The 13404-nt window shown below is 27.0% G+C and carries 14 protein-coding genes; 2 read left to right on the top strand and 12 right to left on the bottom strand.

The genetic code is table 11. The features are described from left to right. Positions 1 to 234: 234 nt before the first annotated feature. From KXZ80_RS08830 to KXZ80_RS08880, 11 genes are all read right to left on the bottom strand, one after another. Positions 235 to 1296, bottom strand: a complete 1062-nt coding sequence (locus tag KXZ80_RS08830; protein ID WP_021433115.1) for a lysylphosphatidylglycerol synthase transmembrane domain-containing protein — start codon at positions 1294 to 1296, stop codon at positions 235 to 237. Positions 1297 to 1556: 260 nt separating this feature from the next. Further along, positions 1557 to 2201 carry a peptidylprolyl isomerase gene (locus tag KXZ80_RS08835; RefSeq protein ID WP_021433116.1) on the bottom strand — a complete coding sequence of 215 codons (645 nt, stop codon included), beginning with the start codon at positions 2199 to 2201 and terminating at the stop codon, positions 1557 to 1559. Between the two features lie 12 nt (positions 2202 to 2213). Further along, positions 2214 to 3224: an acyltransferase family protein gene (locus KXZ80_RS08840; RefSeq protein ID WP_021433117.1), complete on the bottom strand. Its 1011-nt coding sequence runs from the start codon at positions 3222 to 3224 to the stop codon at positions 2214 to 2216. An 18-nt stretch (positions 3225 to 3242) separates the two neighbouring features. Next, the gene (locus tag KXZ80_RS08845) at positions 3243 to 4064 is read right to left on the bottom strand and encodes an alpha/beta hydrolase (RefSeq protein ID WP_021433118.1); all 822 of its coding nucleotides are present in this window, start codon (positions 4062 to 4064) and stop codon (positions 3243 to 3245) included. Between the two features lie 66 nt (positions 4065 to 4130). After that, entirely contained in the window at positions 4131 to 4760 is a 630-nt protein-coding gene (locus KXZ80_RS08850; protein ID WP_021433119.1) for a DUF4397 domain-containing protein, read from the bottom strand. Between the two features lie 409 nt (positions 4761 to 5169). Next, the gene (locus KXZ80_RS08855; RefSeq protein WP_021433120.1) at positions 5170 to 5466 is read right to left on the bottom strand and encodes a hypothetical protein; all 297 of its coding nucleotides are present in this window, start codon (positions 5464 to 5466) and stop codon (positions 5170 to 5172) included. 152 nt (positions 5467 to 5618) lie between these two features. After that, complete coding sequence (locus tag KXZ80_RS08860; RefSeq protein ID WP_021433121.1) at positions 5619 to 6563, bottom strand: alpha/beta hydrolase; 945 nt, start codon at positions 6561 to 6563, stop codon at positions 5619 to 5621. 167 nt (positions 6564 to 6730) lie between these two features. Beyond that, a complete protein-coding gene (locus KXZ80_RS08865; RefSeq protein ID WP_021431314.1) occupies positions 6731 to 6949 on the bottom strand; it encodes a hypothetical protein in 219 nt (72 codons plus the stop codon). A 107-nt stretch (positions 6950 to 7056) separates the two neighbouring features. Further along, positions 7057 to 8478 carry a YfcC family protein gene (locus KXZ80_RS08870; protein ID WP_021433122.1) on the bottom strand — a complete coding sequence of 474 codons (1422 nt, stop codon included), beginning with the start codon at positions 8476 to 8478 and terminating at the stop codon, positions 7057 to 7059. Between the two features lie 212 nt (positions 8479 to 8690). Continuing rightward, positions 8691 to 9488 carry a Cof-type HAD-IIB family hydrolase gene (locus KXZ80_RS08875; RefSeq protein WP_021433123.1) on the bottom strand — a complete coding sequence of 266 codons (798 nt, stop codon included), beginning with the start codon at positions 9486 to 9488 and terminating at the stop codon, positions 8691 to 8693. Between the two features lie 114 nt (positions 9489 to 9602). Further along, the gene (locus tag KXZ80_RS08880) at positions 9603 to 10196 is read right to left on the bottom strand and encodes a DUF3793 family protein (RefSeq protein WP_021433124.1); all 594 of its coding nucleotides are present in this window, start codon (positions 10194 to 10196) and stop codon (positions 9603 to 9605) included. Positions 10197 to 10402: 206 nt separating this feature from the next. Here KXZ80_RS08880 and KXZ80_RS08885 point away from each other — a divergent pair, with 206 nt between their 5' ends. Beyond that, positions 10403 to 11479, top strand: a complete 1077-nt coding sequence (locus KXZ80_RS08885) for a M24 family metallopeptidase (RefSeq protein ID WP_021433125.1) — start codon at positions 10403 to 10405, stop codon at positions 11477 to 11479. A gap of 130 nt (positions 11480 to 11609) precedes the next feature. Here KXZ80_RS08885 and yiaY read toward each other — a convergent pair whose 3' ends face one another. Beyond that, positions 11610 to 12779: an L-threonine dehydrogenase gene (gene yiaY, locus KXZ80_RS08890; protein WP_021433126.1), complete on the bottom strand. Its 1170-nt coding sequence runs from the start codon at positions 12777 to 12779 to the stop codon at positions 11610 to 11612. Positions 12780 to 13012: 233 nt separating this feature from the next. On the opposite strand from yiaY, the gene KXZ80_RS08895 reads away from it, so the two are divergent. Next, the gene (locus KXZ80_RS08895; protein ID WP_167699368.1) at positions 13013 to 13393 is read left to right on the top strand and encodes a GtrA family protein; all 381 of its coding nucleotides are present in this window, start codon (positions 13013 to 13015) and stop codon (positions 13391 to 13393) included. Positions 13394 to 13404 lie beyond the last annotated feature (11 nt).

The raw sequence follows: 13404 nt of genomic DNA on the forward strand, positions 1-13404 counted from the left end.
TTTTAGTAACCATAATTTCCTTAAGCGAAAAAAAAAAGAAAAGTATAAATACTTTTCTTTTTCAGTAAATTTAATACAAATCTTCTTTATCATCATTTTTTGACTTTTTATCGTCATATAAATAGTAAATACCTAAAGTAATAATACAAATTACTAAACTCCACAATATAACTGATATAAACATTCATGTCACCTCTAATGTTGTGGTTTACTATTTATATATAATATTATTTTTTATGAATTAATGTTACTACTACTTTCATTTTTTCTTATTTTTTTCATTTTATAATGGTATCTAATTGTAAAAATTCCACAAAATAATAATATAAAGTAATATATAAATATTCCATATAAGAATACAGAATACCCCAATAATTCTTTAGGAATTACATCTTTAAATATAGTAAAAAATGCAATTTCATTAGCTCCTACATTTCCAGGTGTTGGAACGGGAGATACCGCCATATATAAAAAAGCCTGTAATGTTAACATCTGTCCATATGACTGAGAATTCAAACTTAATGATCTATATATACAGTAAGCTATGCTAAAATACAAAGTCAATTGAACTATCGTAAAAAGTAAAGATTTTATTAATGACTTTTTATCATTTAAAAATAGCTTAATTGAATAATTATACTCATCAATAAATTTATTTATACTTTCTTGCTTATCTTCTAATTTTTTAAATACTTTTATCTTTTTCAATATATTTAATGCTATATTTACTATTTTCTTAGTTTTTTTAGGACTATATATTATTAAAATTCCAAAGCTCAATGCAAATATATTCATAATCATACCAGTTGCAACTAATATAACTATAGAGTTTAGCTCTCTTTCTAAATATATATAATGATTAAACAACAATATCCCACAATATAGCGTAACTACAGTTTGAAATATAACAGTCTTATTTGCTATAACTGCAGTAGCTTTACTTACAGGAACCTTTGATTTTGTCAAAGCATAAATTTGCATCGGTTGGCTTCCTGAAGCTAACGGTGTTACTAAGTTATAATACAAACCCATTGTTCCTATATTAAATCCCAACGACTTAATTTTCGTTTTATGAATTGAATTTAATATTATCTTTAGTATATAAGCTTCTAATATTATATACATTATTATGCATAAAAATCCTAATGCTATATATTTTAAATTTATAATTTTAATAATTTTAGATAAAACATTTATATTTAGAGTCGTACACACCAAATATGTAGTCAATACAATTAAAAATAATAAAAAGGTATACTGTAATATATCTTTTTGTCTTTTAGTTAATATGTCCATAACATTTCTCCTAATCGATTTTGCCCATCCTTTTATAAGTATACTATTTTTTGCTTTTATTTCAATAGTTTTAATTTTTAACACAAAAAATTCGCTTTGCTCATGCCGCCAACGACTCCGTCCGTTGCTCAAAATGTCATTTTTTACTTTCACCAAAACGTTTGTACCACTATGTTACATAAGTTATCCACAAAATTTAATTAAGTATAATTTCCTTAAGCGTAAAAAATAAGAGCAGATACCTGCTCTTATTTTAACATCTATTTAATTTTTTCAGCAGGTTTATATTCTACACCTTTAGTATCAACTCTTATGCTCTCTATAACAACATTTTTCTTAGGCTTATCGTTAGAACCTACCTCTACATTATTTATTTTGTCTACAACATCCATTCCTTTTATTACTTTTCCAAAAGCGGCATATTGCTTGTCTAAGTTTTTTGCATCTTTTGTAACTATGAAAAACTGACTTCCAGCTGAATCTGGTTGTTGGCTTCTAGCCATGGATAATATACCTTTTTCATGTTTTATATCATTTTTAAATCCATTGTCATCAAATTCTCCTTTTATAGAGTATCCAGGTCCTCCTGTACCACTACCTTCTGGATCTCCACCTTGTATAACAAAGTCTTTTACTACTCTATGGAAAATAAGTCCATCATAAAACTTATTATTAGCAAGTTCTATAAAGTTGTTAACTGTGTTTGGAGCTAAGTGTGGGTATAGTTCCGCTTCTATAGTTCCATAATCTTTAACTTTTATAGTCGCTATTGGTAGCTCTTTTGGTGGATCAATTGGTTTGTTAGTGTATTCTTTTTCTTCTCCACTCTTTTTAGAACAACCAATCATTAATCCTAAACACAGTACTGATACTAGTAATATTATTTTTCTAGTTATTTTTTTCATCTAAATCCCCCTTTATATTTTCATTAAGTTAGCTATATAATCAAACAATTTGTTTATAGGATTAAAAATAAAATTATATATATAATTTACAAAATCTCCTGACAATAAAATCATTATTAATATAGGACTTAATATTATTCCAAGATTAGAAAATAAACTAATATTCCAACTTGGTATAAAATGTATTACTATAACAATTAAATATATATGAAATACATATATATTCATAGTATTTTTACCATATTTACTATACCAAAACTTTTTATTTGGAACTACATTTATAATACCTATACTAAGTATTATAGATCCTAAATAAAGTAAGCTTCTTCCTATTAAACCTTGTATCATATTTAATTGATTAGTCTTATATGCATATGAATTATATAAGAACTTATAACCTACTACATCATACTTCGATATGTATATTGCAATTAAAATAAAAGCTATTACTATAAAATAACCAATTCCTTTGCTCATATTGTTTATTTTATTAAGTTTTGTTGAATCTGTATAGTACCCCATAAGAAAAAACGGTAAAAACGCTATAGTTCTAGATATTGATAAAAAATTTTGTCCCATGCTATCAAGCCCAATTAACAGCCCTAGCGCAAAACTTATAGGAACTATCCATTTTACTTTTGTTAAATATTTAATTGATATCCTCCAAAAAAATAAGCTCAATAAATACCATAATGTCCATCCAGGATAAAATATAGAAAACATATTTTTACCTGTAACTATATAAGCTCCAACGTACCAAATTATATCAAAGAAAATATATGGTATTAAAAGCTTTTTAACCAAAACCAAATTTGACTTAACTCCTTTTTTAGATAGATATCCAGATATAAATATAAATAAAGGCATATGAAATATATATATATACATATACATACTTTTTAACATATCATCTTGGTTTATATAATATTCTATTGTATGCCCAAATACAACTGCAAACATTAAAATAACTTTAAGATTATCAATTAGATAATCTCTTTTTTCAATATTGCTATCTTTTCCCAATTCATGATCCTCTTTTCATTAGTTTAAGAAGTCTAAAATAACCTTTGAATCTTTTTTGCCATTTCCCCTTGCTATATTCAGTATATTACTATGATACATATTATCTAAAATAATTAATTTTGCTAGTTTTGATTTATTAACCTTATTTAATTTATCAACGAAGCTTACCGAACATTCAGGATTTATCAATGAGTCCAACTTGCCATGTATACAAAGTACCGGTATATCTTCATTTCCTTTTATCAAGTTAATAGGGTTTACTTTATCTATATTCTGTCCTTTTGCATAATTTTTAATAATTGATTTTGCATATTTTCTAGTACACGCTCTAAAATTTAGCACTCCAGATATAGATATGAATTTTTTAAATACATGTTTGTCTATACCATACTTTTTATGAAAATAATTATTAAAAACTAGGTTAGCTGCTAATTCTCCTCCTGCTGAATAACCCATAACATAAACTTTATTCCTATCACCCATAACTCTTTCATTGCTTAGGAAATGTTTAAATCCGTTAAATATGTCATCTATCTGTGTTGGATATGTAAATTTAGGAACAAGTCTATATGAAATTAAAACTACATTAAATCCCTTTTTATTAAAATATTTACCTATATAAGAATATCTCTTTGGACTTCCATGCCACCAACTTCCTCCATGAACAAAAAATATTATAGGGCTTTTTTCATCAAAATTAAAAAACTTATAATATTGTTTTTTATGATTTCCATAACTAGCGTCATAACTTTGTATATTAGAATCTTTAATATTTGCAGTTACAATGTTATATACCAAAGGAACTTTAAGCATACTTTCTTTTAGTCTATTTTTGTTCATGTAATTTATCTCCTTATCTCTTTTAGTTAGAAGTACCTCAATAAAGGTTATTGAGGTACTTCCTGATTATTTGTTCATATAAGTTATTATATCTAAAGATTGTATAATTTCAATATCTGGTACATCCCCAATTAAATAAATTGTGTAAATTTTATTGTCTTTCAATTCAATTTTTTTACTTATTCTTATTCCCTCATTACTTCCTTCCGATTCTACATTACTTTCTTCTATTGTAAAATCATATACGCCTATAGGAACTTCTGCATAATTAGTTCTTTTTCCAAAAGGAATTTCATCTATCATTTTTACCCCATTTACTGTTAAATCTATCGGATCTGTTGTAGGTGATAAATGTGCTATTCTAAATTTTGCATTAGACTCACAAGTTTTTTCATTTGGATCTTCAAAAACTGCAAGTAGCATAAGCTTTGGCATTATCCCTGTTATAACCAAAGTGCCTACATTTCCACCTGCTATAGTTAACTCTTGTTCTAGTATTAACTTTTCACTATTTCCACATTCATATACTTTGACCGTATAATCCCCAGGAAATGTTGGTGTATATGGAACAAATTCTCTGTATCTAACATCAGAAAATACAAGTACGTCGTTAATATATACATCAATTTTATCGCTATTTGCCGTAGCATTAAAAACTCTTATATATGATGCATCATTATTAACTCTTATTTTCATACATACCTCCCCCTTTAAGATATAACATAATTTATTATATGTCTTTTATACGACATATGACACTTCCACAATTAGCGTTTATTTTTTATTACCTGGGTAATAAAACCATTGTAATTACTAGGGTTAAGGCGTTTTTTATCTTTTTTTATCATATCAATGTAAGCTTTTATATTTCATTTTGTCATCTGGTGTTGTATTTGCATTTAAAATAAAAAATCAACATCACTCCTGTCGTCATTAAACTTTCCCTTTGTTCAAAAAAACTTCCATTTCCCAAGACAAATTTACTTTATTGGCATATATTTCTTTGATTATTCTAGTTTTTTGATATAACATTACTTAAACGCAAAAAAACTTCTACAAATTTATACTTTGTAGAAGTTTAAAATATATAATATATTAATATTTCCTATTTAGCATCTTTATTTATTGATATTACTCTACTTTTTTTCTCACTGATTTTAGGTTTTTTCTCACATTCTTTACAACCTCTCAGTTTTTTCATAAAATTATCTACCATTTCAACTATATTGTATTTATTTGCTAGTTCAAAATTTTTGCAGTATTTAGCTTTAAAGAATATTTCGTCTGGTATACCAGTTTTATATATGCCACATATTGGTTTTCCATTTTTGAATTGTACAAAATTCTTACTTTTTAGAGTATGCTTGCACTTATGACATTTTCTAGTTTTTAATCTACCCATATTCTCCCCCCTAAGCAAAGCTTTTCTTTTGCTTTATTTATATTTTACCATAAATATCAAAATTTATATACTTCTTAAGATATTTATTTAACATAATTTTCTAATTACTATCTTTTATAAGTTTGAACTAACAAAAATACTTTTTAAAATGTTTATTGATTAGTCAATTTATTGTTCTGTTTTATCCAATTTATAGTATCATTTATTACTTCATCTTTATTAATTTCATTTAACATCTCATGCCTTCCACCACTATACAATTTGAACTCAACATTTTCTATTCCTACTTTTTTATAATTCTCATATAACTTAGTTACCCCTTTACCAAATTTACCAACAGGATCTTTATCTCCTGCAAATATATATATAGGCAATTTAGAATTTATTTTTTTCAAATTATTTATGTTTCTAATTTCTTTGAATAACTTAAATAAATCATAAAAATACCCATTACTAAAAACTACTCCACAACATTCATTTTCTATATATTTTTCAACTTCTTTAAAATCTCTACTAAGCCAGTCAAACTCTGATTTATTTGGTTTAAACTTTTTATTAAATCCTCCAAAAGCTAGTTTATCTATTAAATAAGCCTTTTTCTCTCTTCCTTGAATTTTGCTCATAACTTTAGCAACTAAAAAGCCTAAATCAACTTCTATTCCATGTAAACCATTTGTACCAGATAGTATTACTCCATCTATGTCTTCGCTATAATCAATTATATACTTTTGAGCTGCAAATGATCCCATACTATGACTAAATAAGAATATAGGTAATCCATTATTTTCAGTCTTTATAATTTTAGTTAATTTGTTTAAATCTTTTACTATACAATGTATGCCATCCTTTTGTGCAAGTATTCCTATTCTCTTTATATTAGCTGCACTTTTTCCATGCCCTCTATGATCATTTATATAAACTATATACCCATTATCAGTCAAATAATTTGCAAATCTTTTATATCTACTAGCTTCTTCTGACATTCCATGTGAAATCTGAACAATTCCGTTTATGTTTTCTTTTTCTATTGGCTCGTATTTATATACATATATGTCAGTATCTTCTTCCCCTTTAAATGTAAAATTACTTATTTTCATAAATCCCTCCACTATTACAATAATTTAAATTTTATGTATATTAAAATTATTTTATTATATTATATCATTATGTAATCAATTATTTAAACATACTTAGAATAATAATCTATAATTATAAAAATAAAAGGAATATATATGTATATATTCCTTTTAAGCAATACTTAATATTATAAATCCATTCTTCCTTTGTAATCGCCATTACCATTTTTTATGTGGCTTTTTCTATTCATTGTTTTCTTGCTATATTTAGCTTCACCTTCAGATGCAAGTTTTGCATTAACCTCTGTTGATTCATATCCATTTATGCCCAACTCTTGTGCTATTTCTTCTTTATTTTGTTTGTAAAGTTCAACTTTTGTTAAATTCTGTTTTTTATTATTAGTCATTTTAATACTCCTTTCTAAAATATAATCATACTTATTGTGCTTATTTTCATAAATTAAATTCTAGTAAATCATTTACAAAAAAAATAAAGAGCATATGCTCTTTATTTTTAAAACCCAAATTGAAGTCCTATAACTAAGAATCCAATTCCAAGTATCGTAATTGTAATTAGTAAAGGTGCTATAAATTTAAGCCATTTATCCCAAGGAACTCTAGCTACCGCTAATGCCCCCATTAAAACTCCAGACGTAGGTGTAATCATATTCATAAATCCTGATCCAAATTGAAACGCTGTTACTATTTGTTGTGATGAAACTCCTACCAAATCACCAAGTGGAGCAAGTACTGGTATTGTAAGTGATGCAAGCCCTGATGATGATGGTATTAAAATAGTTAAAGCACTTTCAAGCAGGAATGTTAAAACTATAAATATTGACTTTGGAAGTCCATTTAATAAGTTTGCTGCTGAATTTAATATACTATCTATTATAAATCCATTTTGTGCAATTATTACTATTCCACGAGCTAAAGCTATTGCAAGACCTGCTGTAATTAAATCTTTTGCTCCTTCTTCAAAGGCTTCTACAATTTCAGATTGTTTTAATCCTCCAAATATACCTGATAATATTCCCATTGCACAGAATATCATGCAGATTTCTGGTATGTACCATCCTTTGGCAACTACTCCATAAACCATACCTGCCATACCAACAGTAAATGTAACTAAAACAGCTAACTCTTTTTTTGTAAATGGTTTTATGTTTGAATCACCCATTACAAAATGCTCTCTATTTTTTTTATCTAGTTCATATACAATTGATTTTTGTGGATTTTTTTTAACTTTATTGGCATGTAACATAACAAATGCGATAGATATTGCCATTATAATTACAAAAATTATACTTCTATATCCAATCCCTGATCCTGGTGCTATATTAGCCAAAGCTTGTGCTATTCCAGTTGAAAAAGGATTTATTGTTGATGCAGCTGTTCCTGCAGCTGCTCCAATAAATACCACTGCCATTCCAGTTAGGGAATCATAACCCAAACTTACCATCATAGGAATAAATATGATGTAAAAAGGAAGTGCCTCTTCGTGCATACCAAAGGTTGTCCCTCCTAATCCAAACAAAATCATACATATTGGAATAATTAAAAACTCCAACCCTTTCATTTTGGAAATCGTATGCCCAATACCTGCTTCTATAGCTCCAGTTTTGTTTACAATTCCAAATGCTCCTCCAACTAATATTACAAACCCTACAACTTCTGCAGCATCTATAAATCCATCTATTGGAGCTTTAAATATTTCTGGTATTCCTTGTGGATTAGATTCCACTACTTTATATGTTCCTGGTACAACTACACTTCTTCCATCAACTTCAGTTCTATCAAACTGTCCACTTGGTATTATCCAAGTTAATCCAGCCATAACGATAATCAATGCAAATATTATCGTAAAAGTGTGAGGAATGCTAATCTTTTTCTTTTTTTTGTTTTTGTTGTTTTCTAAAATCTCTGATTTACTCATAATTCATCTCCCTATAATAACCCCTTTTTTTTATTTTAGATTGATAAATTTGTGACAGTCATTTACGTCAAATTCTGTATTTATATAACCCTTTTCACTAAAATTATAGCATATTTTGGTAATTCATATTTGAATTTTTTAATTTTTTCTAAAATTTATACCTTTTAAACTCAATATATAAAAAAGCATAAGCTCATGCCTATGCTTTTTATTTATTTTAATAGTTTACTTATTGCTTGTGCCACACCATCTTCAGTATTTTTACAAGTTATAAAGTTTGCATTTTCTTTTACTATATCTTCAGCATTTCCCATTGCAACTCCCATGCCAGCATATTGTATCATACTTAAATCATTATGATTGTCTCCAAAAGTTATTATTTCACTCTTTTCTATATTTAAGTACTTAGCTAAACTTTCTACAGCACTCCCTTTGTTAACTCCTTTTTTCATTACCTCTATATTGTCAAAGAAAGATTTTGTCAATTCTATATCTTGAATAGTTTTTAACTCCGCTTCTACTTTAGAAAGTAATTCTAAATTACTTTCGATAATTAAAAACTTCAAAATATTTTTCCCTATTATTTGCTCTTTTATATTTTCACTTTCAATTATATTTATATTTAAATCTTCTTGCATTTGGTATTTTCTAAGCCATTCGTTTATATATGTAGTAAATATAGTATCATCTGTAAAGCACTGATAATATATATTATTTTTTTCTAAAACATCAATTATATTGTTACATATATAATTTTCTATTTGACTTTCATATATTATATTTCCAGTTGACGCTTTAATCAAAGCTCCATTACAACATATTATAGGTGTTTTTATTCCTAACTCTCTAGCGTACTTAATAGTTGATTCATAAATTCTCCCTGTTGCAATAGCTACGTTAACCCCATTATCAGCAGCAAATTTCAAAGCTTCTTTATTTTTCTGGCTGATTTCATGCTCTCCATTTAACAATGTTCCATCCATATCTGTTACTATCAATTTATAATTCATATTTGCCTCCTTTAAATGCCTATTTAATTTCAATTATATTATATTCTAGTATATTAATACCATTTCCTTCTTATTTTTACACTTTTGAATCAGTTTTTGATAGTAACAATTTATTTAAACTACTTTTTTTATTCTATCAAGAGATTTTTTCTCTAGCATATTTCTCATTTTTTTCCTATCTTCTAAAAATCTATTATATATTTCATCTGAAATTTCAGTATTTCCATATACTCTCCAATACTTTGTCTTCTGAAGTTCATAATTTCCATATCCCATAAATCCTACTACATCTTTTAGTGGATATCCCAAAAATATTCCTATTTCATGTGGAAATTCATTTTCTTTTAACTTATCTAATAAGCATTTTATATAATTATCTAGTGTATAGTAATTTGGATATCCTATAAACTTAAGAAAATTTACGCATTTTTTATTTTTTAAAGTTTCCGATAGAGCATCTTTATTTATAAATAGTATTTTTATTTCCCCATTATCCTTATAAACTATCTCATATTTTAATCTAGAGCAGTTTTTGAAAAAAGATTCTATTTCTTTTATTTTATATTCTTTATTGTTATCATTAAGTGAAATATTTAATATTTCACTAGGCTTTGATCCTAAAATTACAGGACCTAAAAGTTCTAATATCCATTTTATGTATGACGAATCTATTCTATTTTTACATGAGTAATCACATTTTATATTCATATTAACCTCCGCTTAATTGAAAATCATTATCATAATTAAATTTTAACATTATTGATAATGATTTTCAATATCTTTTTAGTTATATATTAAATTTTATTATTATAATCCATTTAAATTTCATTTAATTAAATTATTTTACATTTTATATAAATTTATGTTAAAATTTACTTGTAAGATATTTATACAATTAAAAGGGAGATGGATATATGAAAACTCAAAGATTAAACGCTGTTCTTGATCAAATGAAGAAAAATAGCATAGATCAAATGTTAATTAGTGATCCATATGCAATATTCTACTTAACAGGAAAAATGATACATCCAGGAGAAAGATTATTAGCATTATATATAAATGTTAATGGAAATAATAAGATGTTTATAAACGAATTATTCCCTGTGACTGAAGACTTAGGTGTTGAAATGGTTTGGTTTAACGATACTCAAAACTCAGTTGAAATCGTTTCCAACGGGATAGATAAAAATGGTACTATAGGTGTTGATAAAAACTGGCCTGCAAAATTCTTACTAGCTTTAATGGATTTATGTCCAGGATGCAAATTTGTGAATTCTTCTTACATAGTAGATACTTTAAGATCTTCTAAAGATGAAGAGGAAAAGGATTTAATGAGAAAAGCTTCTGCTTTAAACGATGAAGCTATGAAGAGATTAAAAGATACTATAAATGCAGATTTAACAGAAAAGCAACTTGCTAACAAATTATCTGGAATATATGAAGATTTAGGTGCTGATGGTTTCTCATTCTCTCCTATAATAGGATTTGGACCAACTGGAGCAGATCCACACGGTACTCCTGGAGATAGAAAAGTTAAAGCTGGAGACGCTATAATACTTGATATAGGTTGTGTAAAAGATAACTACTGTTCAGATATGACTAGAACAGTATTCTATAAAGAAGCTCCTGAAAAAGCTAAAGAAGTATTCGAGATAGTTTTAGAAGCTAATAAAAGAGCTATAGCTTTAGTTAAGCCAGGTGTTAGATTCTGTGATATAGATGCAGCTGCTAGAGATTATATAACAGAAAAAGGATACGGAAAATACTTCACTCATAGAACTGGTCACTCTATAGGTCTTGAGTGTCATGATATGGGAGATGTTTCTTCTGTTAATACTGATTGTGTTCAAGAAGGTATGATATTCTCTGTTGAGCCAGGTATATACTTACCAGGTGAATTCGGAGTTAGAATAGAAGATTTAGTTTTAGTTACAAAAGATGGTCATGAAAACTTAAATAAACATGATAAAGAATTAGTTATAGTTAGATAAATTTTAAAGCATAGACAAACATTTTGTCTATGCTTTTTTTATGCCTACATATTTATAATTTATACAAAAAAAGATTATCTTAAATTAAGTTAAGATAATCTTTTTTGATATATAATAATTTATTTAATTTTTAAGCAAGTTCAGTCGCATTACCCATCGCTCTTGTAAGTATATCTTTTACATCTTGATGAGTTGCTTTTATTGGATTAGTTAATCCACAAGCATCCTTAAGTGCATTATCTGCTAAAATATCAAAGTCTTCTACTTTAACTCCTAGCTCTTTAAGGCCTGCTGGTATATCTATATCACTTGATAATTTTCTTATAACTTCTATACAAGCTTTTGCTCCTTCTTCATCACTCATGTTCTTAGTTTCAACACCCATAAACTTAGCTACATCCTTTAATTTAGCACTGCAAACTGTAGAGTTAAATACTTGCACTTCTGGAAGTAATATGGCATTACATACTCCATGTGGTAAATCATAAAAACCACCAAGTTGATGTGCAATTGCATGTACATATCCAAGTGAAGCTGAGTTAAATGCCATTCCTGCCAAGTATTCAGCATAAGCCATCATATCTCTTGCTTCCATGTTATTTCCATCTTCTACTGCATCTCTTAAATAATCATTTATAAGCTCTATAGCTTTTTGAGCACAAGCATCAGTAACTGGTGTAGCTGCAGTTGATACATATGCCTCAACTGCATGAGTTAAAGCATCCATTCCTGTTGCTGCTGTTAGTGATTTAGGCATACTAACCATTAATTCTGGATCATTTACTGCAAGTATTGGCGTAACATTTTTATCAACTATAGCCATTTTTACATGTCTTTCTTCATCTGTTATTATAGAGAATACTGTCATTTCAGAAGCTGTTCCTGCTGTTGTATTTATTGAAATTAAAGGTAATTGAGGTTTAGAAGATTTATTTATTCCTTCATAATCCTTTATATTTCCTCCATTTGTTGCAACTAATGCAATTCCTTTTGCACAGTCATGAGGAGATCCTCCTCCATAAGAAATTACAAAATCACAGTCATTTTCTTTTAATATTTCAACCCCATCCATAACACTTTTTACAGTTGGATTTGGTATAGATCCTGGATAAACTACATAATCTATATTATTTTCTTCTAAAAGATCGGTTACCCCTTTGAACTCTTCACTTTTAGAAGATCTTTTTCCACATACTATAAGAGCTTTTTTAAGTCCTCTTGAAGTTATCTCTTCTGCTATTTTCTTAACGCACCCTGGTCCCATTAAACTTATATTCGGCATAAAAAATGCATAACTCATGTCTTTTCCCCCTTGTTAAACGTTTTTTTAAGCGTTATTATTTGTTTTTTATTTAACACACTATAATTATATACCACATTTTTCCTTATGTATATAGTTTTTTTGTTTTTTATATGTAAATATCATGTTATTATAAAACCAATACTATATTATGAAATATTTTTACATTCAACGACATCATTAGTTAATATTAAGGAGAAAGTGTAATGATTTTAATTTTAAAAAAGTATAAAATGAAAATTATAGAATACCTTAAGTTCAATGCTATAGGTATAACAAATTTTATAATTTCTCAAATGATTTATATTAGTTTGTATTTATTTTTAGAAATTCACTATTTAGTAGCCTATTCTATAACTAGTTTAATAAGTGTATCTGCTTCATATTTTCTAAATTCAAAGTTTACATTTAAAGAATCTAATTATACAGCTAAAAAGTTTTTATTGTCTTCTTTAGTTTACGTATTTGAATTTTTCTTAAATATGATAATAATAATCTTATTTGTAAACATACTTCATATTAATGAGATTATAGCACCTTTATTTGCTCCAGTTTTTTCTACTCCTCCTGTCTTTTTTATGATGAGAGCTGTAATAAAAAAAGATATATATTAAATAGTAACCTA

Origin of the sequence: Paraclostridium bifermentans, from assembly GCF_019916025.1 — a bacterium.
Lineage (GTDB): Bacteria > Bacillota > Clostridia > Peptostreptococcales > Peptostreptococcaceae > Paraclostridium > Paraclostridium bifermentans.